Here is a 24,303-nt window from a genome sequence, read left to right as displayed (position 1 = left end):
CCGCGCGGGCGGCATGGGAGTGCTCGGCGCGCTCTACTTCACCCCGGAAGAGCTCGAAATGGAGCTCAAGTGGATCGACGACCACGTCGACGGCAGACCGTACGGCGTGGACGTGGTCATGCCCGCCTCCTACGAGGGCGCCGACTTCGCCCCCGAGGAGCTGGTCGGCCGCCTGCAGGCGATGATCCCCGAGGGGCACCGCGCGTTCGTCGAGAACCTGCTGGGCAGGCACGGCGTGCCGCCCCTGTCGTCCGACGCCGACCCGGGCCGGGTGCTGCTGGGCTGGACCGACGCGACCGCACGCCCCCAGGTCGAGGTCGCGCTCCGCCATCCCCTCGCCCTGCTGGCCAACGCCCTCGGGCCGCCCCCGGCCGACGTCGTGGACCTCGCCCACCGGCACGGCGTCAAGGTCGCCGCCCTCGCCTCGACCCCGCGGCACGCGCTCAAGCAGGTCGAGGTCGGCGTGGACGTCGTCGTCGCCCAGGGCACCGAGGCCGGCGGCCACACCGGCGAGATCTCGACCATGGTGCTCATCCCGCAGGTGGTGGACGCCGTGGACGTCCCCGTCCTGGCGGCGGGCGGCATCGGGAACGGCCGGCAGATGGCGGCCGGCATGGCGCTGGGCGCGGAGGGCGTCTGGACCGGCTCACTCTGGCTCACCGTCGAGGAGGCCGACACCCCCGAGATGGCGAAACGCCGCATCCTGGAGGCCACCTCGCGCGACACCGTGCGCTCCCGGAGCTGGACCGGCAAGCCCGCCCGCCTGCTCAGGAACGAGTGGACCGAGGCGTGGGAGTCGCAGGAGTCGCCGGGCACGCTGCCGATGCCGCTGCAGTTCATGCTCGTCTCGGACGCCCTGCGCCGGATCGGCCGCTCGGACGCCTCGGAGCTGGCCACGTTCCCCGCCGGGCAGGTCATCGGCCTGACCAACCAGGTGCGCTCGACGAAGGACGTGGTGTTCGGGCTCGTGGAGGAGTACGCGGAGGCCCTGGAACGCCTCGACCGCATCACCCGGGACTGATCGTCCGGCTGTTGCCGTGGGCACGTGCCGGTCCTGTACGTGCCGTACCACCTCGACGAGCACCAGCCCGAGCTCAACGTGCCGCTGCCCGACGGCGTGCCCGTCGCCGAATTCACCGTGGAGCTGCCCGGCCGGGACGTCTGGTCCCGCCTCGGGCGGCTCTACGACGCCGTCGCCGCCACCGTCGAGCGGACCGTGCGGGCGGGGGAGCGGCCGGTCGTGGTCTCCGGCGACTGCACGCTGTCGATCGGCATGACGGCGGGCCTGCAACGGGCCGGGCTCGACCCCTCGATCGTCTGGATCGACGCCCACGGCGACCTCCAGACGCTGGAGACGACCACGTCCGGCTGCCTCGGCGGCATGGCGCTGCGCTTCCTGCTCGGCTACCGCTCCCGCGACGTGGCCGACCGCCTGGCCCTGCGCCCGCCGCCGGAGGAGCGCGTGCTGCTCGCCGCGCTCAACCTCGCCTGCACGTGGCATCCGGGCCGGGACGATCCCGGCGGCGACCGCGAGCGCCTGGTGACGACGGTCCTCGGCGGCCTGCGGGACTGACTCCTTCCCGCAGGCCGCGGTTCTCCGCCGGCTCTGTCCCGGCTCTCCCTCGGCTCTCGGTCAGCCGAACATGCCGGGCACGTAGTCGCCCGCGGGCTGCTGGATGATGACGTTCACCCGGTTGAAGGTGTTGATCAGGGCGATCAGGCACACCAGCGCCCCGAGCTGCTCCTCGTCGTAGTGCTTGGCGGCGTTCGCCCAGACCTCGTCCGGGACGCCGCCGGCGCCGTCGGCGATGCGGGTGCCCTGCTCGGCCAGCTCCAGCGCGGCCCGCTCGGCCTCGGTGAACACCTTGGCCTCGCGCCAGGCGGCGACCAGGTTGAGCCGGATCGAGGTCTCACCGGCGTGCGCGGCGTCCTTGGTGTGCATGTCGGTGCAGAAGCCGCAGCCGTTGATCTGGCTGGCCCGGATCTTCACCAGCTCCTGCGTGGCGTGGGGCAGGCCCGAGTCCATGATGACCTTGTTGGTGCCGATGAGGTGCTTCATGACCTTGGCCGCGACCTGGTTCTCGAAGAGGTTGAGACGGGCTTCCATGACGCGCTCCTTGTCGTCGTCGACTGCTTCCACCTCTCGGACGGGGCAGCCGGACGGGACGTGACAGGAACGGATGTGACGTGCGTCTCTCCTCCCGGGGGAGTGGTCAGCGGCCTTCGTAGCGGGCCGGGCGCTTCTCGCGGAAGGCCCGGGTGCCCTCCTTGGCGTCCTCCGAGCCGATCACCGGCCAGCCCAGCTCGTCCGACACCTTCAGGGCCTCGGGCTCCGGCATGCCCAGGGTGTCCCGGTACGTCCGCAGAATGGCCTGGACCGCCAGCGGTCCGGAACCGGCGATGTCCGCCGCCAGCTCCCGGGCCGTCTCCAGCGCCCGCCCGTCCGGCACGACCCGGTTGACCAGCCCCATCGCCAGGGCCTCGGCGGCGGTCACGGAACGGCCGGTGAGCAGCAGGTCCATGGCGTGGCAGTACGGGATCTGGCGGGGCAGCCGGACCGCGCAGCCGCCCATGGGGAAGAGTGCGCGTTTGGCCTCGAACAGCCCCAGGGTGGCCGATTCCGCCACCACTCGCAGGTCCGTCCCGACCAGCAGCTCCGTGCCGCCGGCGACCGCGTATCCCTCGACCGCGCTGATGATCGGCTTTGTCGGCAAGTCCTCCCTCAGAAGCCCTTTCCAGTGAAAATTCGGGATCTGAGCGGCTCTTGCTTGAACCTCTGGATCGGTCGAGGGTTGGCCCATGGCCTTGAGGTCGGCCCCGGCGCAGAACGTGCCCTCCGCCCCGGTCAGGATCGCGACGCGGATCGAGGGCTCCGCCGACGCGTACGCCCACGCCGAGGCCAGCCCGATCAGCATGTCCGAGGAGAGGGCGTTGCGGGCCTCCGGCCGGTTCATCGTGACGGTCAGGACGTGGCCGTCGCGTTCCACCCGGCAGTGCGGGGTGCTGATCGGCAGAAGCTCCATGTACGCCTCCCAAGTCCCAGAAGCTACTGAATCAAGCGCTTGCTACGAACTTTACCCGCGGGATACGCTCCCCACAGCAAACGAGAACAAGTTCCTGTTTTGCTACGCCTGAGCTGAGGAGATCAGATGGGCACGCTCGGTTTCTGGAGGCTGGCGCAGGCGGATCCCGAGTGGATCGCGGCCGTCGACCCCGACGGCACGGAGCACCGCGCGGGTGACCTCCTGGCCCGTTCGAACCGCCTCGTCCACGGGTTACGCGAGCTCGGCCTGGAGCCGGGCGACGGGATCTGCGGCCTGGTCCCGAACGGCGCGGACGGCCTCGTCCTCTACCTGGCCGCGCTCCAGGCCGGCTGGTACTACACGCCGATCAACTGGCACCTCACCGGCCCGGAGATCGGCTACATCGTGTCCGACAGCGAGGCCAAGGCGTTCTTCGTCCACCCCCGCTTCCTCCAGGAGGGCGCCAGGGGAGCCGAGGCGATCGAGCCGCACCGCCGCTTCCTCCTCGGGGACGGCGGCGGGGACGGCGGCCAGGACGGCTTCCGCCCGGCGGGCGAGCTGACCGCCGGGCAACCGGACACCGCGCCGCCCGGCCGCACGGCCGGCGCCACCATGCACTACACCTCGGGCACCACCGGCCGGCCCAAGGGCGTCCGGCGCACGCTGAGCGGCCTCGACCCCGACGACGGCGCCGAGCTGATGACCTTCCTGCTCGGCCTGTTCGGCATCACGGCCGGACCGCCCAACGCGCACCTGGTCACCTCGCCCAGCTACCACACCGCCGTCACCCAGTTCGGCGGCAGCGCCCTGCACATGGGCCACACCCTCGTCTACATGGACAGATGGGACGCCGAGGAGACGCTCCGGCTGTGCGAGCGTTACCGCGTCACGAACTCCCACATGGTCCCCACGCACTTCAAGCGCCTGCTCGCGCTCCCCGAGGCCACCAGGGCCAAGTACGACCTGTCCTCGCTCAAGTGGATGATCCACGCCGCCGCCCCCTGCCCGGTCCCGGTCAAATGGGCGATGTTCGAGTGGTGGGGCGACTGCATCTACGAGTACTACGCGGCCACCGAGGGCGGCGGCACCCTGGCCACGCCCGAGGGCTGGAAGGCGCACCCGGGCACGGTCGGCTCCGCCTGGCCGATCAGCGAGCTGCTGATCGCGGACGACGAGGGCGAACCCGTACCGACCGGCACCCCCGGGACGATCTACATGAAGATGATGGGCGTGCCCTTCGAGTACAAGGGCGACCCCGACAAGACCGCCGCGAACCGGCTCAAGGACTACTTCACGGTCGGCGACATCGGATACCTGGACGAGGACGGCTTCCTCTTCCTCTGCGACCGCAAGGCCGACATGATCATCTCCGGCGGGACGAACATCTACCCGGCCGAGATCGAGAACGAGCTCATGGTCCACCCCAAGGTCGCCGACGTGGCCGTGTTCGGCATCCCGGACGACGACTGGGGCGAGCAGATCAAGGCCGTCGTCGAGCCCGCGCCGGGCGTCGCGCCGGGTCCCGAGCTCGCGGCCGAGCTGATCGCCTCGCTGGAGGGCCGCCTGGCCCGGATGAAGTGGCCCAAGAGCGTCGACTTCATCGCCGAGATGCCCCGCGAGCCCAACGGCAAGCTGCTCAAGCGCAAGCTCCGCGCACCGTACTGGGAGGGTCACGACCGTGCCATCTGACGATCCGCTGGTCGCCCAGCACGTCCTGGAGTTCCCCGGCGGCTACACCCGCACGACCGGGCCGGTGATCGGGCGCTTCCTCACCGAGTTGCGCGGCCGCCGCATCGTCGGAGTGCGCACGAAAGAGGGCAAGGTGCTCGTGCCGCCCCTCGAATACGACCCCGCCACCGGCGACCCGGTCACCTCCGAGTATGTCGAGGTCGGCCCGGCCGGCACGGTGACCTCCTGGGCCTGGGTGCCCGAGCCCCTGCAGAACCATCCGCTCGACCGGCCCTTCGCCTGGGCCACGATCCTGCTGGACGGCGCCGACACCGCCCTCGTGCACGCCGTCGCCGCCGACGACCCCAAGGCGCTGTCGAAGGGCTCCCGGGTCTGGCCGGTGTGGCGCGACCGGCCCACGGGCCACATCACCGACATCGCCCACTTCGCGCCCGAGGTCACGAAGATCGTGTCCAACGTGCGGGCCGAGTACCGCCTCCAGGCGGGCGGCTCGCTCCGCGTCTTCCTGGAGGGCGTCGAGCGCGGCGTCTTCCTCGGCGGACGTTGCGAGCAGTGCGACCAGGTGTACGTGCCGTACCGGATGTCCTGCCCCCAGTGCGGAGGTCTCATCCCGGAGACGCTCGAACTCCCCGACACCGGGACGATCACCACGTTCGCCATCAACAACCTGCCGGATCCGCGCGCGCCGGAAGTGCCGTTCGTCTCCGCCTACATCCTGCTCGACAACGCCGACATCCCCATGATCGCCCTGATCGGCGACGTACCCGCGCACGAGGTGCGCCAGGGCATGCGGGTCAGGGCCGTCTGGGTGCCCGAGGAGGAGCGGAGCAAGTCCATGGCGAACATCCGCTGGTTCGCCCCCACCGGCGAGCCCGACGTGGAGCTGTCATGAGAGAGGTCGCGATCGTCGCGTTCGCGCAGACCGTCCACACCGACCACGACACCGGGCTCACCGAGCCCGAGCTGATCCTGCCGGTGATCAGCGAGGTCAAGGAGCGGACCGGGCTGACCAGGTTCGGCTTCACCTGCTCGGGGAGCTGCGACTACCTGGCCGGGGCGCCGTTCTCGTTCGTCAGCGCCCTGGACGCGCTCGGCGCCTGGCCGCCCGTCTCCGAGAGCCACGTCGAGATGGACGGCGCCTGGGCCCTGTACGAGGCGTGGGTCCGCCTCCAGCACGGCGACATCGACTCGGCCCTGGTCTACGGCTTCGGCAAGTCGTCGCTCGGCGACCTGCGCACCATCATGACCCTCCAGCTCGACCCCTACTACCTGGAACCCCTCGGCCTCGACCAGCTCTCCCTGGCCGCACTCCAGGCGAACGCGCTCGACGCGGACAGGAAACAGCTCGACGAGATCGTCCGCAGGTCCAGGGCGGACGGCAGGAGCAACCCGTACGCGCTCGACCTGCCCGAACCGGACGGCGAGGAAGTCGCGGTCGAACCCCTCAGGAAGACGGACGTGCCGCCCGTCACGGACGGCGCGGCGGCGATCGTGCTGGCCACGGCGGAACTGGCCGGACGGCTCACCAGCCGCCCCGCGTTCGTCAAGGGCATCGCCCACCGCATCGAGCCCCATTACCTGGGCACGCGGGACCTGGCCAGGTCGGTCTCCGCGGCCGACGCCGCACGGGCCGCCGGCGTCGGCAAGGGCCCGGTCGAGGTGGCCGAGCTGCACGCCCAGTTCCCGCACGAGGAGCTCATCCTGCGCGAGGCGCTCGAACTGGGCGGCGACACGCTGATCAACCCGTCCGGCGGCCCGCTCGCCGCCAACCCCGTCATGGCCACGGGGCTCATCCGCATCGGCGAGGCCGCGCGGCGCATCCTCGACGGCGGCGCGAGCCGCACCGTCGGGCACGCCGCCGGCGGCCCCTGCCTGCAGCACAACCTCGTCACGGTCCTGGAGGCGTGAATCATGGGCAACCGCTGCGCGGTGATCGGGGTCGGGCAGACGCACTACACCACCAAGCGCAGGGACGTCTCCATCGCGGGCCTGGTCCGCGAGGCGGCGCTGCGGGCCCTGGAGGACGCCGGGCTGACGTTCAAGGACATCGACGCCGTCGTGGTCGGCAAGGCGCCCGACCTGTTCGAGGGCGTGATGATGCCCGAGGCGTACCTCGCCGACGCGCTCGGCGCGGCGGGCAAGCCGATGATGCGGGTGCACACCGCGGGCAGCGTCGGCGGCTCGACGGCGCTGGTCGGCGCGAGCCTGATCCAGGGCGGCGTGCACGAGCGGGTGCTCGTGGTGGCCTTCGAGAAGCAGTCGGAGTCCAACGCCACCTGGGCGCTGTCCACGCACCTGCCCTTCAGCGCGTCGCTCGTGGTCGGCGCGGGCGGCTACTTCGCGCCGCACATCCGCGAGTACATGCGCAGGTCCGGCGCGCCCGGCCACATCGGCACGCTGGTCGCCGTCAAGGACCGGCTCAACGCCCTGAAGAACCCCTACGCCCACCTCAGGATCCCCGGCATCGACCAGAAGATGGTCGAGTCCACGCCGATGCTCTGGGAGCCGATCCGCTACCTGGAGACCTGCCCGTCCAGCGACGGCGCGTGCGCGATGGTCCTGGCCGCCGAGCACAAGGTCACCGGCACCCCCGCCTGGGTGCACGGCACCGCCATGCGCTCGGAGCCCATCTTCCGGGCCGGCCGCGACACCGTCAGCCCTCAGGGCGGCAAGGACTGCGCCGCCGACGTCTACCGCCAGGCCGGCGTCACCGACCCGCGCCGCGAGATCGACGTGGCCGAGGTGTACGTGCCCTTCTCCTGGTACGAGCCGATGTGGCTGGAGAACCTGGGATTCGCGGCGGAGGGCGAGGGCTGGAAGCTGACCGAGTCCGGCGCCACGGCCCTCGACGGCGACATCCCGTGGAACGCCTCCGGCGGCGTGCTGTCCAGCAACCCGATCGGGGCCTCGGGGTTGATCAGGTTCGCCGAGGCCGCGCTCCAGGTGCGCGGCCAGGCCGGCGAGCACCAGGTGGACGGCGCCCGCACGGCGCTCGGCCACGCCTACGGCGGCGGAGCCCAGTTCTTCGCGATGTGGATCGTCGGACGGGAGAGACCCTGATGGAGTTCAACCACGCGGACCTGTTCGAAGCACTCGCCGACGTGATCGGGGACCGCACCGCCGTCATCTGCGGCGACCGGCGGCGCACCTACGCCGAGCTGGACGCCGAGGCCAACCGGCTCGCCCACTACCTCGCCGACCTCGGCGTCCGGCCGGGCCAGCACGTCGGGCTGCACCTGTACAACGGCGTGGAGTACCTGGCCGGGCTGCTGGCCGCGCTCAAGATCCGGGCCGTGCCGATCAACGTCAACTACCGGTACGTCGAGGCCGAGCTGCTCTACCTCTACCAGGACGCCGACCTGCGCGCGCTGGTCTACGACGTCGAGTTCGACCCCCGCGTGGCCGCCGTCGCGCACCAGGCGCCGCTGCTGGAGCACCTGATCGCGGTCGGCGGCGAGTCGTCGATCGCCTCGGCGGTGCCGTACGAGGCGGCGCTGGAGCGCGGCAATCCGGAACGCGGCTTCGCCCCGCGCACCGGCCAGGACGTCTACATCATCTACACCGGCGGCACCACCGGCATGCCCAAGGGCGCGATGTGGCACGTCGAGGACCTGTTCATGGCCTTCGGCGGCGGCAACCCGTACGGCGACCCGCGCACCACCCCGCAGGAGGTGATCGACGAGGCCGTCAAGGCCACGCCCATGATCATGATGGCCACCTCGCCGCTCATGCACGGCGCCGCGCAGATGGCCACCTTCATCAGCTGGTGGGCGGGCGGGACGATGGTGCTCGTCCCCAAGTTCGACGCGGGGGAGGTGTGGCGGGCGGTCGAGCGCGAGCGCGTGCTGACCATGAGCATCACGGGCGACGCCATGGCCAGGCCGCTGGCCGAGGCGCTGGAGACGGGCACGTACGACCTGTCGTCGCTGTTCGTCGTCAGCTCGACCGGCGCGATCCTGAGCGGCGCGGTCCGCGACCGGCTCCAGGGCCTGCTGCCCGACGTCATGATCGTGGACAGCTTCGGCTCGACGGAGTCCGGCTACACCGCCTCCGCGCTGCCCGGCTCCACGCCCGAGACCGGGCTGCGCTACCAGCCCAACCCGTCGGCCAGGATCAGCGTCCTGGACGAGCGGGGACGTCCCGTTCCGCCGGGTTCGGGGCAGATGGGGACGGTGGCCAGGTCCGGGCGGGTGGCGTTCGGCTACTACAACGACCCGGACAAGTCGGCGCGCACGTTCGTCACCGACCCCGACGGCACCCGCTGGCTGCTCACCGGCGACCTGGCGACCGTGGACGCCGACGGCACCGTGCACGTGTTCGGCCGCGGCTCGCAGTGCATCAACACCGGCGGCGAGAAGGTCTTCCCCGAGGAGGTCGAGGCCGTGCTCAAGGGCCATCCGGCGGTGTTCGACGCGGTGGTGACCGGCGTGCCGGACGACCGGTGGGGGAGCAGGGTGGCGGCCGTGGTCGAGCCGCGTCCCGGCGTCGAGGTGACCGCCGCCGAGCTGGACGTTCACTGCCGGGCGTCGTTGTCGGGGTACAAGGTGCCGCGTTCGTACGCGTTCGTGAAGGAGATGGTCCGCTCGCCCGCCGGCAAGGCCGACTACCGCTGGGCCAGACAAACCGCCGAAGCCGCCACCCCCTGACCACCCGGTCGTCGCTCGTGGGCTCCGGCCGCGCGGTGGCTAGGTCGTGCGTAGTTCGGCCTCCACCTGGGCCGCCTCCTCGCGCCTGCCGGACTTCTCCAGCAGCCGCAGCCGGCCGCGCAGCACGTCGCGCAGCAGCTCGGTGAGCTCGCCGTTCCCGCCGTTCGGGGCGGTGGCACCGGCCGTCAGGAGGCCGCGCAGCAGGCCGTGCGCGACCCGGAGCGCGGTGTCGGCCGCGTCGTCCCTGCCCAGCTCCTGCTGGCAGAAGCCGAGCCGGGCGTGGGCGACGGCGGCGGCCGGCTCGTCGTCGATGACCTGGGCGCCGCGATGGAAGACCAGGCTCGCCTCCAGCGCCCGGCCCGACTCCATCAGCGCGTCGCCCAGCATGAGCAGCGCGCGGGACAGGATGCCGCCGAGCAGGGGGTTCGCGGGGGCGTGGCGTTCGAGCACGGCGACGGCCCCGCGCAGCGGCCCCACCGCCGCCGCCGGCTGCTCGCGCAGCCGGAGCGCGGCGGCCAGCGTCAGCCCGGCCCCCGCCCGGCTGACGTGCAGCGCCTCGGCGTTCATGCCCGTGGTCAGCAGCTCGTCGTAGATCGCGATGGCCTCGCGGGCCCGCTGCTCGGCCTCCGCAGCCGCGCCGGGCCGCAGCAGGGGCAGCAGCTCCGAGCTCTGCGCCAGCGAATCGGCCAGGATCGCCCGGTACGTCAGCTCGCCCGGCGACCGCCTGGCCAGCCGGATCAGCTCCTCGGCCAGCGCGCCCGCCTCCCGCGCCTCGCCCAGCATCATGTGGCACCTGACCAGGCGCTGGGTGGCCAGGGCATGCCTGAGCGTGCGCGGCGGCAGGCCGGTGACGGCGATCCTGGCGTACTCGGCGGCCTCCTCGGGACGCCCGGCGGCCAGCAGGTCGTCGGCGACCGTCCCGGCCACCTCGGCCGCCGCCGCGGGCCGGGCGAGCCGGACGTGCAGGCGCATGGCCTCCACCAGGTGGGCCAGCGCCTCCTGCGTCCGGCCGGCCGCGCGCAGCACCTGCCCGCGCACCTGGATCGCCTGCGCGCGCACGCCGAGCAGCCCGGACTCGCCGCCCCGCGCCTCCGCGGCGCGTTCCTGCTCGGCCAGCGACCAGGTCACCGCCTCCAGCGCGGCCTGCGGACGGTCGAGGGCGGCCAGAGCGGCCCCGAGCTGGGCGTACGTGGCGGCGGCGACGGCGGGCTCGTCCAGCTCGTCGCAGAGGTCGGCGGCGCGTTCCGAGTGGGCCAGCGCCTCCACCGGCCGACCGGCCTCCAACAGCCTGACCGCGTACCTGTTCAGCGTGTCGGCCAGCGCCCTCCCGTCCTCGGACAACAGGTCCACGGCCTGCTCAAGGACGGTCAGGTCGGCGTCGCCGAGCGCGGCCAGCGCCAGGCCCAGGGAGTGCCGGTGGCGGGCGTCGAACGCGGCCAGCCCCTTGAGGACGCGTACGGCCGGAGCCGCCGTCGCGCCGCCGAGCATGAGGCAGTGGCCGAACCGCTCGTGCAGCAGCGGGTTCTCGCTGACCGGGGCCTCGCGCTCCAACGCCTCGGCGAACGCCGTCAGCAGCGGCAGCAGCCTGGCGGCCGTCCTCGGGGTGGCCGCGCCCAGGTGGGCGGACAGCTCGTCCACGGCCGTGGTGAGCACGTCGGGGTGCGGCAGCGGGCGTACCCGGAGGATCTGGGCGTACAGGTCGGTTCCGGCGGACGGGCCGTGGCCGGTCACGCGGAGCCGGGCCAGGCGGGCCAGCGCTCGGACGTGCACGCCGGCCAGGTCCCGGGTGAGCGGGCCCTCCTCGGTCATCAGGGCGACGCCTTTGGCCAGCTCGGCGGCGGCGAGGTCGCGTTCGTCCAGGTCGGCGTGGCACAGGCCGCTGAGCTCCAGGCAGGTGGCGGTGAGCAGACGGGTGCGCTCGGGCGGCTCGGGCACGAGGATGTCCAGGGCGCGGGTCACCGATTGGAGCGCTCCTGCCACGTTCCCGGCGGCCAGCCGGAGGCCCGCGTGCAGCCGCAGCGCGCCCGCGAGCACGACCGGGGACTCCAGCCGCTCGGCCACCAGCCCCTCGCACACCGCGACCAGCCGCTCCGCCTCGCCGTCGGCGACCTCCAGGCGGCCCGTGGCCTCCAGCGCCACGACCTCCAGGACGAGCAGCTTGGCCAGCTCCTGCTGCACCACGAAGCTGACCTCGGCCTGCGGCCCACACGCCTCAACGGCACCCCGCAGATACGGCACCGCCTCCGAATACCGCCCCAACCCCACAAGCGCCCGCCCAACCGCCCCCACAACGGCCCCACCCACAACGGCCCCACCCACAACGGCCCCACCCACAACGGCCCCACCCACAACGGCCCCACCCGCGACCGCCCTACCGACTCCAGCCCCCTGGGTGCTCCCGTCGCCCACACCGGAGCTGCCCAGGCCCGCGCCGCTCACGCCCGCGCCACCCGCGCCGTTCGCGTCATTCCCGTCGCCGGGGTCGTCAGGTGTCGCGTGGCGTCGTAGCAGGTCGGCGGCCTGGGTTGCGAGGCGGAGGGCGTCGCGGGCGCGTCCGGTCTCGGCCCAGGCGCGTGCCAGCGCTGCCTGGGCGGCGGCGTACGCTTGCACCCGCGCGGCTTGCGGCCCGTCCGGAGTTTGCGGCCTGTCCGCGGCCTGTGGCCTGTCTGCGGTTCGCGGACCGTTCGCGGGCGGCGGTCCGGCGGGGACTTGCGGGTCTTCCGCGACCCCAGGTCCGCCTATGGCCGGGGGGCCTTCCAAGACTCCACGGCCGCCCATGACCTGTGGCCCCTCCAGGACCGCAACGTCGTCGGCGAAGGCGGGGCTGTCCGTGGGGTCCAGGGCGGCGCGGCGTTCGATCAGGGTTCGTTCGGCTCTGGCCACGTCGGGCGGCGGGGTGATCAGGGTGGTCATCCAGGGCTGTTCGGGTTCTCCGGCGGCGGCGGTGGGGTCGGCCGTCGACTCCTGCCAGGCTCGGATCTCCTCCCGGTGTCGCCGGTAGGACGCGTCTTGAGTGCCCAGGGCGTCGTACAGAGCGACTGCCGCCTCCGCATGGGCTCGGGCGTCGGCGGGGCGGTCGAGTTCGGCGAGGCAGAGGGCGAGCAGGTGTCTGGAGCGAGCCCTGACGGCCCTGTGCCGTTCGTCCAGTTCGGAGGCGAGGATCGCGGCGTCCTGGAGCGGGTCGAGCGCGTCGCGGGGGCGCGCGTCGGTCAGCAGCAGTTCGCCCAGGTCGAGGAGCTGGACGGTCAGGGCCGGGCGGTGCTCGTCGGGTTCGAGCGCGACCAGCGAGCGCAGGTTCCGCACCGCCTCGGCGGCGAACCGCTCGGCCTGGTCCAGGTCGTCCAGCTCGCGGTGCAGCCCGGCCAGCAGGCCCGCGGCCTCGGCCAGCATCAGCCGCAGGCCCGGCTCCTCGTCCGCCAGGCCGCGCAGCCGTACGACGGCCTCTGCGGCGGGAGCGACGGCCTCGGCCGCCCTGCCGTGTTCACCGAGCCACCCGGCCAGCAGGCACAACCGCTGAGCCAGATCCCTGTCGGTCGGCGCCGCGCCCGCTACGGCGGCGGTGGCCGCGACGGCAAGACAGGCGGCCAACTCGGGCAACGTCCCCGGCTCGGGGCCGGGGAAGGCGAATGGCGGGACAGGCGCGGGCACCCGCCTGATGCCGCCCGGCATGACGGGTGGTCCGGCCTCGGGTGTGGTGGGCTGTTCGGAGCTGGGTGACGGGGGTTGTGCGGTGGTGGGCGCGGGGGGCTGGGGCGAGTGAGCGAGGGTGGGGCTTGTGGGGGAGGCGTGCGCTGTGAGGACGTCGGTCAGGGCTGCGGCGACCTCGCCGGCACCGCCCGCGGCCGCGAACGCCTCCACCGCCTCGGCCGTCCGCCCCGAGTCCAGCAGCGCGCACGCCAGATTGTGGTACGCCTGCCCGGCCCGTCCCGCGTACCGGGGGTCGTCCTCGGCCAGGATGCGGAACCGGGTGGCCGCCTCCTGGGCGGGCCTGAGCGCGCTGCCGGGCTCGCCCGCGAGCAGCAGGCACGCCCCCAGGACGAACAGCGCCTCCGCCTGCCCGGCCGCCTCCTCGTACGGGGGAGCGGCCGCGAAGATCTCCACGGCCTCGGCGGCGGCCACCACCGCCTCACCCACCCGGCCCACGGCCGACAACCGGGACGACAGCCGGGCCAGCGCCCCCGCCAGCGCGGTCCGCCTGCCGCCTGCACGGAAGTGCCGTACGGCCAGCTCGGCCAGCGTCACCTCAAGGGCCCGCAACCCGAGCGGCGGCCCAGCCCGGGAAGCGCCCCACCAATCCCCTCGGGAATCGATCTGCGCACCCACCTGCGGTTCGAAGGGCAGCGCGGCCACCGCCGCGGTCGTCGCCCGGTCGGCCGGCAGTCGCGTGAGCGCGGCGTTCAGCAGGTCGCCGAGCCGGGTGGCCGGGTTCGCCGCCGCCTCCGCGACCAGCGCCCCGATCCTGGACGTCACCAGCGAACGCAGCGCCCGCCCCACCTCCGCCCGCTCCGCGCCCAGGCGGAGCACGTCGAGCAGGCGTGCCAGGTGCCCGGCCGTCCGCCGCTCGTGGTCGTGCACGGCCAGAACCAGCGCGTCCAGGCCCTCGGTCTCGGCGAGCGCCTGCTCGGCCACCAGGTCCGGCCCGAGCGGGCACAGCCGGTCCACGCCGGGGAAGACGCGTCCCAGCCAGTCGGCGACGACCGCCGCGGCCTGCGGGTCGCCGTGCAGGGCGGGCACGGCCGACAGCAGGCCGGGCAGCTCGGCGGGGGTGGGGGCGGTGAGCGTGAGCAGGGCGACGGACTGCCGGGCGGTGGTCTCGTCCACCTGGGCGCGGCCGGCGGGCCAGACGGTGGCCCACTGGTCGCGTTCGCGGTCGAGGAAGCGGCTGAGCAGCTCCTCGCCGACGGTCACCGTCGCGCGCGTCCGGGTTCCGCTCCGGCCGCCGGGACGGAAGGCGTTCCAGGACGTCCCGGGGCGGGGCTCGGGCGCCGTCCGGTAGGGCGGGGCGCCGATCCCGCCGCCGGGCAGGGCGTCCGGGACGGTGGGCGCGGGCAGGACCTCCGTCTCGCCGCCGCGCAGCCGCAGCAGGGCCGCCAGGTGGACGCGGAGCGGCAGGCCGTACTCGGGGTCGTCCAGGCGCGGGGGCGTGGGGAGCGCGGCCCGGCTCGGCGCGAACGCCTTCATCGCCGTGAACGCGTGCTCGGTGCGCTCGTTCAGGGTGAGCGGGTGCTGGTTGAGCTGCACGGTCGTGGTGTTGAGCCGGCGCAGCCAGCCGCCCGCCGCCGTGTCCAGCCGCCGCCACCACTCCGCCTCGCCGGGCTCGCGGGCCAGCAGCAACACCCGTACGCGGGGGTTGTGCCCGTGCTTGGCCAGCCGCCGTACCAGCTCGCCCACCAGCGGAGCGGACGGCTCCGGCGACTCCACGACCACCAGCGAGGGCCGCACCGCCTCCAAGGACACCGCCGCGCGCCCGGACAGGGCGGCGAGCGCGGCGTCCAGGGCCAGGAAACCGGCGTCCCAGCCTGCTTCCCGCAGTTCCTCGCACAGCTCCCCGGCCAGCCGGGTACGGCCCGTGCCGCTCCGCCCGGTCACCACCGCGACCGACAGCGCGGCCGGCTCCCCGGCCCAGGCCCGCAGGGCGGCGAGCTGCCCGTCCCGCCCGGAGTACGGCACCACGGCGTGCCGCGGCAGCAGCAGCCGCCAGTCCGGGCAGTCGGACGGCAACGGCTCCCGCGCCGGCAGCAGCAGCCCGGACAGGACCACCCGCCCGTCACCGGCGGAAACGCTCTCCAGCGGGCCCGGCGCAGCACCGGTCAGCTCGCGGAACCGGTCGTCGCGCAGCAGCACGCCCACGGGCACCGCGTCGAGCCGCCCCCGGGCGTGCCCGGCGGCCGAGGCCGTGACGACGGCGGCGACCTGCCCGGCGGGCTCGGCCAGCAGCGCGGCTCCGGTCAGGCCCGCCCACACCTCCAACGGAGGCGGCGGGCCGGGCACGTCCATGCTGAGCGTCCGCGACGCCGGGCCCGTGGGGGCGGCGGCGGTTCCGGACAGCACCCGGACGTCCCTGAACCCCGACCGCCGCAGCGCCCGCGGGAACCCCATGGCCAGGCACGGCACCCCTTCTCCGGACAAGGCGGCCCACCGAAGGTGCCCGATGCCGGGCACGTCGGCCCAGGGCGGTCCGGGCACCCGCAGCAGCACCGCGCCGTGCCCGCGCCAGACCTGCTCGGCCGCCGCCCACCGGGACGACCACGGCGGGCGCACCTGGCAGGGCGCGCCGGGATCCACCGCGAGGGACGCGGTCAGCACGAGGTCCGTGCCGATCACATGGCCGGTCCCGGTCACGCCGACCACGTCGTCGTGACCCGAGTAGACCTCGACGACTCGTTCGAGGCCGAGGCGGTGCGGTGGCGCGTCCATGGGTCCGCCTAGCTGCTACGTCCCGGCTTTTCGTCCCCCGATCGATCTCACTATCGCATTAAGAGCGGGAAATTTCGCGGCTTGTCATGCCTTCTCGGTTGTGAGCCATGCGGCCAGCCCGAGGTAGACCAGGCCGCTGCCCACGTCGAGCCGCCGCCGCGCCCGTACGGACCCGCGCAGCCGTCCGGCCAGCGTGGACGACAGCAGTGCGTACATGCCGTCGCTGGCCATCCCCAGCACCAGCCACAAACCGCCGAGCATCAGGATCTGCGGTCCCACCGGCCCCGCCGACGGGACGGTGAACAGCGGCAGGAAGGTCAGGAAGAACACGGCCGTCTTCGGATTGAGCACGTTGACCACGAACCCCTCCCAGAACAGCCGCCGCCTGGACTGCACCTGCAGCTCGACGACCTCCTCGGACTCCCCGCCGCGCTTCATCAGCTTGCGCAGGCCGAGCCAGAGCAGGTACGCCACGCCCACGTACTTGACGACCGTGAACGCGGTCGCCGAGGCCGCGATCAGCGCGCTGAGGCCGAGGGCCGCCGCGCCGATGTGGACCAGCGAGCCGGCGTGCACGCCCAGCACCGAGACGAACCCGGCGGACCGGCCCTGGGAGACGCTGCGGGTGACGATGTAGAGCACCGCGGGGCCGGGGACCACGAGCAGTCCCAGCGTGGCCGCGCAGAACAGCGCGATATGCGTGATGTCCGGCATGTGCTCATCGTAAGGACGCCGTCAACGGCTTTCGCCGGTGGGCGGCAGGCTCGCGCCGAGCGCTTCGAGCAGGGCGCCGGTGGCCGGCGGGTGCGGCGGATCGCCGTAGACGGCGGCGTACACGTGCCTGGTGGAGCCGGGCACCTGGGCCGCCGCGACGTCGGGGTTGCGGTGGGCGCTGAGCGCCAGGCCGGGCAGCACGGTCAGGCCCATGCCGGCCGCCACGAGCGCCTGCACGGCCACGATGTCGTCGCTGGTGAAGGAGATGCGCGGCTCGAACCCGGCCTTGGCGCAGATGTCGAGCAGGTGGCTGCGGCAGCGGTCGCAGCCGGCGATCCAGGGGGAGTCGGCGTGGTCGGCCAGCTGGCCGCCCGGCTCGGGGGAGACCAGGTAGCTGGGGTCGTCGAGGAGGTGGATCAGGTGCAGGCCGGCGTCCTCGGGGGCGGTGTCGTCGTACCGGAACATGACGGCGACGTCGACCCGGCCGGCGTGCAGCAGCCTGAGGGCCTCGGGCGGCTCGGTCTCGGTGAGCTCCAGCCGCAGCCCGGGATGGGCGGCCGCCAGGCGGCGGACGGCGGACGGGATGAACGTGCCGAGCGCCGACGGGAAGGCGGCCAGCCGCACGCGGCCCTCGCGCAGGCCCACGTGGGCGGCCAGCTCCTCGGCGGTGGCGTCGATCCGGCCGATGATGTCGGCGGCGCGGTCGGCCAGCAGCCGGCCCGCCTCGGTCAGCCGGATGCCGCGCCCCACCCGCTGGACGAGCTTGGCGCCGGTCTCGGCCTCCAGCCGGGCCAGGTGGTGGCTGATGGACGGCTGGGAATAGTGGAGCTCCTTGGCGGCCGCGGTGAGCGACCCCTTGCGGGCCACCGCGACGAGGACGCGGAGCCGGGCGACGTCGAGCATTCATCAATCGTATCTATCAATAGGCCAGAAGACTTCTGTTGGACCTATCGATCGCCATGGGTCACCGTAGATAGGGAGGACAAATTGCCACATTTTCCCTAGGGGGACACCGTGAACATGGTCGCGACCACCACCAGGCCAGGGCTCGACGTTCTGGTGTCCGGCATCTCCGAGATCGTGGCCAGGAAGCTCGGCGCCCGCGAGACCGCCTTCGCCGTCGCCGACCTGCTGCGCGACCGGCTGCCCGGCATGGACATCCTCACGCCCGAGGAACGCCTCGGCACGCCCGACCGCTATACCTCCCACCTGCTGCACGCCCAGGACGAGTTCTCGATCGTGGCCGTCGTGTGGCGTCCCGGCCAGTACACGGTCATCCACGACCACGTGTCGTGGTGCACGTTCGGCATCCTCAGCGGCATCGAGCACGAGACGCTCTACCGCGACATGGGCGACCACCTGCTGGAGATCGGACGCGCCGACAACCGGCCGGGCGAGGTCAGCGGCTTCGCCCCGCCCGGCGACATCCACATGGTGCTCAACACCAGCGACGAGGTCGGGGTGTCGCTGCACGTGTACGGCGCCGACGTCGGCAAGCTGGGCAGCAGCGTGCGCCGCGTCTACGAGCTGCCGGTGCGCTGAGCCCGCCTCACCTGATGCGGCCGTGGAGCAGCTCGACCAGGGTCTGGTGGGTCTGCTCGATCGGCCGCTCGGGGTAGAGGGCGCGGCGTTCGATGGCGACCGTCAGGACCATGCCGAACAGGGCGGTCGCCGCCGTCTCCACGTCGAGGTCGGCGCGGATCTCGCCACTGGCCGCCGCCCTGCGCAGCACGCCCGCGTACACGCCGAGCGCGCTCTCGCGCAGCCGCGCCACCGCCTCCTGCCAGGCGGTGCGCCACATCTCGGCCAGCAACACCCGGGCGAACGGGCCGTGCTCCTCGAAGAAGCGCAGCTGGCCGAGCACGACCGAGTCGAGGGCGGCCACACCGCTCTCGCCGGTGTCGGCGGCGGCCAGCGCGCCCGCCAGCCGCTCGATCGAGTGCTCCAGCAGCGCGGAGAACAGGCCCTCCTTGCTGCCGAAGTTGTAGAACACGGTGCCCTTGGCCACCCCGGCGCGCTCGGCGATCGCGTCGACCGTGGTGGCCGCGTAGCCCTGCTCGGCGATCAGCTCGACCGCCGCCGTGAACACCTTCGCCCGGGTGTCCTGCCTGCTCACAGCGACAGCTCGGGGTGCAGGCGCTTCATGGACCAGACGCGGCCCCGCTCCACCGCGAGGGTGGTCAGCGCGAGCCCGAGCACGAGGAATGCGGACAGCACGCCGCAAGCCTGCCACACCACGGTCAGATCGCCGCCACTGATCAGCCTGCGCAGCGCCGAGACGACCCAGCTCATCGGCAACCACGGCGAGATCGTCTGGAAGAACCCGGGCGAGGTCTCGATCGGGTACGTCCCCGCCGCCGAGGTGAGCTGGAGCATCAGCAGCGCCAGCCCCACCACCCGGCCGGGCGGCCCGAGCAGCGCGTTGACCGCCTGCACCACCGCCAGGAACGCGGCCGCCGCCAGCAGCAGCAGCCCGATCACCCCGAGCCAGTGGGCCGCCTCCAGGCCGAGCGCGAACCGCAGCACCGCCGCCAGCACGCCGACCTGGGCCGCGCCCAGCGCCACCGCGGGCAGCCAGCCGGCCAGCGCGATGCGCACCGCGCCCTGGGTCCCGGCCAGCCGCCGCTGGTTCAGCGGCTTGAGCACCATGAAGGTGATCATCGCGCCCACCCACAGCGCCAGCGGCAGGAAGAACGGCGCGAAGCCGGTGCCGTAGTTGGGGACCTCGTTGTCGACCGTCTTGGCCAGCCGCACCGGGTCGCTCATCACGTCGGCGCGGGCGGCCCGCTGCTGGGCGTCGTAGTCGGGGATCTTCTCCGCGCCCTCGCCGAGCCCGCCCGCCAGGTCCTTCGAGCCCTTGGCGAGCTGGTCCATGCCCTTGTCCACCTGGCCCGCACCGTCGTGCAGCCGGCCGACCCCGGTGCGCAGGGTGCTCGCGCCGTCGCTGAGCTTGACCAGCCCGCCGCCGAGCTGTCCGAGGCCGCTGGTCACCTGGGCCGAGCCGTCGTGCAGCTTGGCCGCGCCCTGGTAGAGGGTGCCCGCGCCGGTGCCGGCCTTGGCCAGGCTCGCGTCCACGGTCGCCGCGCCCGCGGCCAGCTTGGCCAGGCCGTCGTCCAGGGCGTTCACCTGGGTCCTGACCTGGTCGACCTTGGGGCCGATCTGCGGGGCCACGGCCGCGATCTTCCTGGCGTTCCTGGCCAGCTCGCGGGCCTGGGCGGACAGGGCGGAGGCGCCGCCCGTGCCGCCGGTGCCCGCCGAGCCGGCCTGCTCGGCGGCGCGTTCGGCGGCGTTCGCCGCGCTGCGCAGCAGGGAGCGCACCTCGGGGTCGGCGTCCGTGCCGAGGCGGTCGAGCGCGGCCTGGGCCTGGGTGGCGGCCTCGCGGGCGCTGCCCGCCGCGCGGGTCGCGCCGGCGCCCGTGCCGGAGCCGTCCGCCAGCCGGTCGGCGGCGTCGGCCACCTGCTCGGCGGCGTCGGCGACCTTCGGGCCCCACTCGTTCAGCACCGGCACGTACTTGTCGGCGAGCTGGTTGACCGCGCGCGTCTGGGTGTGGACCTGGTCGGCCGCCTTCCGGGTGCCCTTCCGCAGCTCGGAGGTGCCCTCGCTGCGGAGCTTGCGCAGGCCGTCGCGCAGCTCGCCGATGGCCTGCTGCGCCTTGCCGATGCCGCCGGTGACCTGGGCCGAGCCGTTCCGCAGCTTGCCGGTGGCGGTGTTGGCGCTGTTCAGGCCGACGGAGAGCTGCTGGGCGCCGTTCTCGGCGGTGCCGAGGCCGGAGTTGAGCCGGGAGACGCCGTCGCCGGCCTTGACCGCGCCGTCGTGCAGCTTGCCGGCGCCGTCGGCGGCCTCGGTGGTGGCGTCGTGGATGTCGCCGATCGAGACGAAGACCTTGTCGAAGTAGTCGTGGATGGCCGTGCGCTCGGCGGCGGCGCGCACCTCGTTGAAGACCGCGTCGGAGATGCTGCCGACGATGTAGCTGCGGCCGGTGTCCACGCGCAGGCCGAGCTGGGCGGGGGTGGGGGGCGTCGTGTCGTCGGACGGCGAGGCCAGGCGGGCGCTGAAGTCGGCGGGCACGGTGAGCGACAGGTAGTAGCTGCCGTCGGCGACCCCGTCGGCCGCCTGCCGGGGCGTGGCCTCGTGCCAGGCGAACGTCCGGCGCTCGCGCAGCTCGTCGGCCAGGTCCTGGCCCGCGTGCAGGGTCTTGCCGTCGACCGTGGCCGGGCGGTCCTCCATGACCAGCGCGACGGGGACCCGGTCGAGGTTGCCCTGGGGGTCCCAGAACGACCACAGGTACAGTCCGGCGTACAGCAGCGGCAGCACGATCACCGCCGCCAGCGCAGCCCGGGTCAACCGGGACCGCAGCATGCCCTTCATCACAGCTCCACGAGGTGGTCGTAGCGGGCGGGCGGGCGCACGCAGCTCGCGACCACGGCCGTGCCGAGGCCGGCGCCGAGGTCGCGCAGGAGGTCCCAGAGCGCTCGCACGCGGTCGTCGGGCAGGCCCGCGTCCACGTTGTCGGCGAGGATCACCGCGGGCTCGTCCAGCAGGGCCAGGGCGACGCCGAGGCGCACCTGCTGCTCGCGGTCCAGCTCGCTCACCGGCGTCGTGTCCGGCGCCGCGAGCCCCGCCCGCTTCAGGACTTCCTGGTACGGCTTGCGCCTGCGCTCGCGCAGGTGCTCCTTGACCGTCAGCGCTCTGTCGAGATCCGTCACACCGTCGACCAGCGCGAGCGCCGCCGCCTTGCGGATGGCCCGCGGCCTGGTGTGCCCGGCGACGGAGAGCGTGCCCGTCGTCGGCTTCATCCGCCCGGCCAGCGTGAGCAGCAGGCTCGTCCGCCCGCTGCCCGCCGGTCCGGCGACCGCCGTGAGCGTCCCGGGGCCCGCCTTCAGCGAGACCGTTGGGTACACCCCCTCGATCGACAAGCCCTCCGCGACGATCACCACAACCCCATCTCTTGAACTGACTGGTCAGTACAAAAGATTACCTCGTGATGCGGTGCGTCACACTGTGAGATACGCCTCGAACCGCTCGGCCAGCTCCTTCGGCCGCGACAGCATGACCATGTGACTGCCCCCGATCTCGTCGGGCATGACACCGAGCCGCTCCCGGACCACCCGCCGCATGAACTCGGGCGGGAAGAACCGGTCGTCCCGGCAGAGCAGGAACCGCGTCGGCACGTCGGGCCACGCCGCGCCCGGCCACGGCTCGACGGACGACTTCTCCGCCTGCGGACGCCCCCGGGACAACTCCTCCTGCGCCAGCTCCTCCGGGACGTCGTGCATGTACTCGGCGATCGTGTCCAGGCCCTCGGCGCCTCGGTAACCGGTGTTGGCCCACCACTCGCCCGGCGGCTCGCCCGGTGCCGGGATCATGGCTGTGACCAGCACGAGCAGCTTGACGGGCAGACGGTCGCAGACCAGCGGGGCGACGAAGCCGCCCCACGAGTGGGCCACCACGACCAGCTCGTCCGCCTCGCCGACGGCCCGCGCCACCGTGTCGGCGTAGTCGGCCAGCCCGGCCGACTCGTCCTCGATCGGCAGGTCGACGGCCACCGTGCGGTGGCCCCGGGCGCGCAGCTCGGCCTCGACCAGATGCCAGTCCCAGGCGGAGCTGCCGCCGCCGTGGATCAGCGCGAACGTCGCCATCCGCCTCACCTCCGCGCCGTCGTGCCGGAAACGCCCCGCGATGCCTCGCTCATGGCTGCTGCTCCCCTCGTCGTGTCCCTGTTCCCGACGCAGTATGGCGAGCGGCTGCGACAGAATTATCTCGCAACTTTTATTGCGCAATTTTCCTTTCGCATCTAGCGTGAAGGCATGGCAAGCTCCGATCGGCCCCGCGTCCAGGACGTCGGCACGCTCAAGGCGCTGGCGCACCCGCTGCGCATGAAGCTGTACCGCGCGCTCAAGGTCGCCGAGCTCGCGACCGCCTCGCAGCTCGCCGAGCAGGTGGACGAGGCGGTCTCCCTGGTCAGCTACCACCTGCGCAAGCTGGCCTCGCACGGCCTCATCGAGGAGGCGCAGGGCGGCCGGGGCGACGCCCGGGAGCGCTGGTGGCGGACGTCGGCGGAGAGCTTCTCCACCCGCAACTCCGACTTCCGCGACAGCCCCGAGGGCGTCGTGGTCCACCAGACCCTGTCCCGCCTGCACGCCCGTCAGCTCGCCGAGATGTACGACGGCTACCTCGACGCGCAGTGGGCCTGGAGCGAGGCCTGGCAGGACTCGTCCTTCGGGTCGGAGTTCCTGCTGTCGCTGACCGCGGAGGAGTTGCGCGACCTCAGGCAGGAGATCGACGACGTGGTCGTGAAGTGGACGGCCCGCGGCAGGGCGGCCGGCGAGGCGGGGGACACCGAGGGCCGCGAGAACGTGGCCGTGCACCTGTACGGGTTCCCGTTCACGACGTGAGGAGAGAGCAGGATGAATCCCGACTTATACCTACTTGTCGAGCAAGTGCGCGGGCAAGAGCTGCGCGCCGCCGCCCGGACACCCCGTCGGACAGCCCGGACGCACCCGGGGACGGTCGCCCGCGCCTGGGAACGACGGCTGGGCTGGGCCCTGGTGGAAACCGGCCTCCGCCTGGTCAGCCGCGGCACGACCAACCAGACACCACGCCTGGCGGACCACCACGCCTGACCCGCCCGGCCCAAGCCGCCAAGCCCCCGCCGCTTGAACCGCCGGGCGTTCTAAGCCGGAGCGGTTCCGTTCAACCCCTTCAGGACCGCGCGTTCGACCGGCGTCGGCGCGGTGCCGGTGAGGTCGAGCAGGCCGGTCGGCATCAGCGGCGGCTGGGCCATGAACCGCGGCACGCTGCCGCGATGCGGCTGGGCCGCGTGGATCAGGAACGGGTGGCACAGGAAGACGTCGCCGGGGGAGCCGGTGACGGTGACCTCCCGGCGCCCCTCGCTGAGCGGCACGGCCTCCCCGCACAGCGGGAACCATTCACGCCCTTCGTCCCCGGAATCGGCGAGCAGGGCGGGCACGTCCAGATGTGAGCCGACGCGTACCCGGGTGGGGGCGTCGTCGGGGCCGACCTCGGAGAACAGGAACAGCATGAGGAGGGCCCGGCCGCGCGAGCGCAGGTTCACCCGGTACTCGCCGGCGTCACCGGCGAAGCTCGCCTCCAGGTGCCAGCCGTCGTCCCCGGGCTCCTCGTCGCTGGGGAAACGCAGCGGGAAGGTGCCGAGGCCCATGGGCGCGGTCCACCGCCCGGCGCCCACGAGCTGGTCGTAGGCCTCGTGCAGCGCCTGCGTGTTGGCCGCCGCGCGGAACGGCGGGGTCGCGATCCAGCCCAGCCGCACCACCGGCCGGGTCCAGCTCGACGGGTCGTCGGGGTCGCAACCGCCGGCCGCCCACAGCTCGGCCCGGCACTGCTCGGCGGTCTCCCGGGGAACCGCGCCGGGAAGCCGGACGAACCCGTCCTCGACGAACGACTCGATCTGCTCGTCGGTCAACATGCGCAGCCCCTCCCGGCGATTTCCGCGGAACGTCGTGCAGTCTGACGAACGCCGGCCAGGAAGGGCAACGCAATTTCCGCCCGGGGGGCGAGAGGCGCGGCTCAGACGCCGAGCGCCGACGGCAGGCTCAGCTCCTGCAGGAACAGCGCCTCGGCGGTGGCCACCCGGCGCAGCTCCTCAAGGTCGACCCGCTCGTTGGGGGCGTGGATGGCGGCGTCCTCGTCCTCGGCGCCGAACAGCAGGATCTCGGCCGCCGGGTACTGCTTGAGCAGCGTCAGGGGCCGGGCATCGAGGCGTTCCTGGAGCGCGAGCTGCCCTGGCTGGCCCAGCGCGGCATCAAGACCATCGTCTCGATCGGCGGCGGCACCGT

The 24,303-nt window shown here is 73.3% G+C and carries 19 protein-coding genes and 1 pseudogene; 9 read left to right on the top strand and 11 right to left on the bottom strand.

Annotated features, from left to right (window positions below):
• Both ACWCSD_RS21425 and ACWCSD_RS21420 read left to right on the top strand, forming a co-directional pair.
• On the top strand, positions 1-1,021 hold a 1,021-nt coding region (locus ACWCSD_RS21425), incomplete at its 5' end, for an NAD(P)H-dependent flavin oxidoreductase (RefSeq protein ID WP_449917187.1).
• Between the two features lie 24 nt (positions 1,022-1,045).
• On the top strand, positions 1,046-1,573 hold the full coding sequence (locus tag ACWCSD_RS21420; RefSeq protein WP_449917185.1) for an arginase family protein: 528 nt from the start codon (positions 1,046-1,048) through the stop codon (positions 1,571-1,573).
• Between the two features lie 60 nt (positions 1,574-1,633).
• On the opposite strand, the gene ACWCSD_RS21415 is transcribed toward ACWCSD_RS21420, so the two are convergent.
• On the bottom strand, positions 1,634-2,107 hold the full coding sequence (locus tag ACWCSD_RS21415; protein WP_397164919.1) for a carboxymuconolactone decarboxylase family protein: 474 nt from the start codon (positions 2,105-2,107) through the stop codon (positions 1,634-1,636).
• Between the two features lie 106 nt (positions 2,108-2,213).
• Positions 2,214-3,023, bottom strand: a complete 810-nt coding sequence (locus ACWCSD_RS21410) for a crotonase/enoyl-CoA hydratase family protein (protein WP_358282870.1) — start codon at positions 3,021-3,023, stop codon at positions 2,214-2,216.
• 126 nt (positions 3,024-3,149) lie between these two features.
• Here ACWCSD_RS21410 and ACWCSD_RS21405 point away from each other — a divergent pair, with 126 nt between their 5' ends.
• The 5 genes from ACWCSD_RS21405 to ACWCSD_RS21385 are packed head-to-tail and all read left to right on the top strand — an operon-like array spanning position 3,150 to position 9,358.
• Complete coding sequence (locus ACWCSD_RS21405; RefSeq protein ID WP_397164915.1) at positions 3,150-4,712, top strand: acyl-CoA synthetase; 1,563 nt, start codon at positions 3,150-3,152, stop codon at positions 4,710-4,712.
• Entirely contained in the window at positions 4,702-5,604 is a 903-nt protein-coding gene (locus ACWCSD_RS21400) for a Zn-ribbon domain-containing OB-fold protein (protein ID WP_449917181.1), read from the top strand. The genes ACWCSD_RS21405 and ACWCSD_RS21400 overlap by 11 nt, the downstream gene beginning before the upstream one ends.
• Positions 5,601-6,620 carry a thiolase domain-containing protein gene (locus ACWCSD_RS21395; RefSeq protein WP_397164912.1) on the top strand — a complete coding sequence of 340 codons (1,020 nt, stop codon included), beginning with the start codon at positions 5,601-5,603 and terminating at the stop codon, positions 6,618-6,620. The genes ACWCSD_RS21400 and ACWCSD_RS21395 overlap by 4 nt, the downstream gene beginning before the upstream one ends.
• A 3-nt stretch (positions 6,621-6,623) precedes the next feature.
• Positions 6,624-7,772, top strand: coding sequence for a thiolase domain-containing protein (locus tag ACWCSD_RS21390; protein ID WP_352323091.1), 1,149 nt, complete (start codon positions 6,624-6,626; stop codon positions 7,770-7,772).
• Positions 7,772-9,358 carry an acyl-CoA synthetase gene (locus tag ACWCSD_RS21385; protein WP_449917178.1) on the top strand — a complete coding sequence of 529 codons (1,587 nt, stop codon included), beginning with the start codon at positions 7,772-7,774 and terminating at the stop codon, positions 9,356-9,358. The genes ACWCSD_RS21390 and ACWCSD_RS21385 overlap by 1 nt, the downstream gene beginning before the upstream one ends.
• Before the next feature lie 39 nt (positions 9,359-9,397).
• Here ACWCSD_RS21385 and ACWCSD_RS21380 read toward each other — a convergent pair whose 3' ends face one another.
• From ACWCSD_RS21380 to ACWCSD_RS21370, 3 genes are all read right to left on the bottom strand, one after another.
• Entirely contained in the window at positions 9,398-15,775 is a 6,378-nt protein-coding gene (locus ACWCSD_RS21380; RefSeq protein WP_449917176.1) for a hypothetical protein, read from the bottom strand.
• A gap of 84 nt (positions 15,776-15,859) precedes the next feature.
• Complete coding sequence (locus tag ACWCSD_RS21375; protein ID WP_397164906.1) at positions 15,860-16,489, bottom strand: LysE family translocator; 630 nt, start codon at positions 16,487-16,489, stop codon at positions 15,860-15,862.
• A 21-nt stretch (positions 16,490-16,510) separates the two neighbouring features.
• Positions 16,511-17,392, bottom strand: a complete 882-nt coding sequence (locus ACWCSD_RS21370) for a LysR family transcriptional regulator (protein ID WP_449917173.1) — start codon at positions 17,390-17,392, stop codon at positions 16,511-16,513.
• A gap of 117 nt (positions 17,393-17,509) precedes the next feature.
• Between ACWCSD_RS21370 and ACWCSD_RS21365 the strand changes: the two genes are divergently transcribed.
• The gene (locus ACWCSD_RS21365; protein WP_387669268.1) at positions 17,510-18,031 is read left to right on the top strand and encodes a cysteine dioxygenase family protein; all 522 of its coding nucleotides are present in this window, start codon (positions 17,510-17,512) and stop codon (positions 18,029-18,031) included.
• Between the two features lie 7 nt (positions 18,032-18,038).
• On the opposite strand, the gene ACWCSD_RS21360 is transcribed toward ACWCSD_RS21365, so the two are convergent.
• The 4 genes from ACWCSD_RS21360 to ACWCSD_RS21345 are packed head-to-tail and all read right to left on the bottom strand — an operon-like array spanning position 18,039 to position 22,128.
• Positions 18,039-18,605 (bottom strand): TetR/AcrR family transcriptional regulator, encoded by a 567-nt coding sequence (locus ACWCSD_RS21360; protein WP_352349411.1) that lies wholly within the window; start codon positions 18,603-18,605, stop codon positions 18,039-18,041.
• Complete coding sequence (locus ACWCSD_RS21355; protein ID WP_449917170.1) at positions 18,602-20,857, bottom strand: YhgE/Pip family protein; 2,256 nt, start codon at positions 20,855-20,857, stop codon at positions 18,602-18,604. Before ACWCSD_RS21355 ends, ACWCSD_RS21360 begins: the two co-directional genes overlap by 4 nt.
• Complete coding sequence (locus tag ACWCSD_RS21350) at positions 20,857-21,426, bottom strand: ABC transporter ATP-binding protein (RefSeq protein ID WP_449917168.1); 570 nt, start codon at positions 21,424-21,426, stop codon at positions 20,857-20,859. The genes ACWCSD_RS21355 and ACWCSD_RS21350 overlap by 1 nt, the downstream gene beginning before the upstream one ends.
• A gap of 57 nt (positions 21,427-21,483) precedes the next feature.
• Positions 21,484-22,128 (bottom strand): alpha/beta fold hydrolase, encoded by a 645-nt coding sequence (locus ACWCSD_RS21345; RefSeq protein WP_364325560.1) that lies wholly within the window; start codon positions 22,126-22,128, stop codon positions 21,484-21,486.
• A gap of 168 nt (positions 22,129-22,296) precedes the next feature.
• On the opposite strand from ACWCSD_RS21345, the gene ACWCSD_RS21340 reads away from it, so the two are divergent.
• Complete coding sequence (locus ACWCSD_RS21340; protein ID WP_449917165.1) at positions 22,297-22,884, top strand: helix-turn-helix domain-containing protein; 588 nt, start codon at positions 22,297-22,299, stop codon at positions 22,882-22,884.
• 278 nt (positions 22,885-23,162) lie between these two features.
• Here ACWCSD_RS21340 and ACWCSD_RS21335 read toward each other — a convergent pair whose 3' ends face one another.
• Positions 23,163-23,933, bottom strand: a complete 771-nt coding sequence (locus ACWCSD_RS21335; protein ID WP_449917162.1) for a phytanoyl-CoA dioxygenase family protein — start codon at positions 23,931-23,933, stop codon at positions 23,163-23,165.
• 101 nt (positions 23,934-24,034) lie between these two features.
• Positions 24,035-24,303, bottom strand: a pseudogene (locus ACWCSD_RS21330) (hypothetical protein); the annotation flags it as partial.

The sequence above is a fragment of the Nonomuraea sp. NPDC001684 genome (assembly GCF_053596515.1).
This window is presented reverse-complemented; position numbering and strand designations above follow the sequence as displayed.

Bases quoted from the DNA above. Each gene is read 5' to 3' on its own strand.
- ACWCSD_RS21340 (WP_449917165.1), top strand. From the start codon at position 22,297: ATGGCAAGCTCCGATCGGCCCCGCGTCCAGGACGTCGGCACGCTCAAG.
- ACWCSD_RS21335 (WP_449917162.1), bottom strand. From the start codon at position 23,933: ATGTTGACCGACGAGCAGATCGAGTCGTTCGTCGAGGACGGGTTCGTC.
- ACWCSD_RS21390 (WP_352323091.1), top strand. From the start codon at position 6,624: ATGGGCAACCGCTGCGCGGTGATCGGGGTCGGGCAGACGCACTACACC.
- ACWCSD_RS21345 (WP_364325560.1), bottom strand. From the start codon at position 22,128: ATGGCGACGTTCGCGCTGATCCACGGCGGCGGCAGCTCCGCCTGGGAC.
- ACWCSD_RS21385 (WP_449917178.1), top strand. From the start codon at position 7,772: ATGGAGTTCAACCACGCGGACCTGTTCGAAGCACTCGCCGACGTGATC.
- ACWCSD_RS21365 (WP_387669268.1), top strand. From the start codon at position 17,510: ATGGTCGCGACCACCACCAGGCCAGGGCTCGACGTTCTGGTGTCCGGC.
- ACWCSD_RS21355 (WP_449917170.1), bottom strand. From the start codon at position 20,857: ATGAAGGGCATGCTGCGGTCCCGGTTGACCCGGGCTGCGCTGGCGGCG.
- ACWCSD_RS21395 (WP_397164912.1), top strand. From the start codon at position 5,601: ATGAGAGAGGTCGCGATCGTCGCGTTCGCGCAGACCGTCCACACCGAC.
- ACWCSD_RS21415 (WP_397164919.1), bottom strand. From the start codon at position 2,107: ATGGAAGCCCGTCTCAACCTCTTCGAGAACCAGGTCGCGGCCAAGGTC.
- ACWCSD_RS21410 (WP_358282870.1), bottom strand. From the start codon at position 3,023: ATGGAGCTTCTGCCGATCAGCACCCCGCACTGCCGGGTGGAACGCGAC.
- ACWCSD_RS21370 (WP_449917173.1), bottom strand. From the start codon at position 17,392: ATGCTCGACGTCGCCCGGCTCCGCGTCCTCGTCGCGGTGGCCCGCAAG.
- ACWCSD_RS21375 (WP_397164906.1), bottom strand. From the start codon at position 16,489: ATGCCGGACATCACGCATATCGCGCTGTTCTGCGCGGCCACGCTGGGA.
- ACWCSD_RS21405 (WP_397164915.1), top strand. From the start codon at position 3,150: ATGGGCACGCTCGGTTTCTGGAGGCTGGCGCAGGCGGATCCCGAGTGG.
- ACWCSD_RS21380 (WP_449917176.1), bottom strand. From the start codon at position 15,775: ATGGACGCGCCACCGCACCGCCTCGGCCTCGAACGAGTCGTCGAGGTC.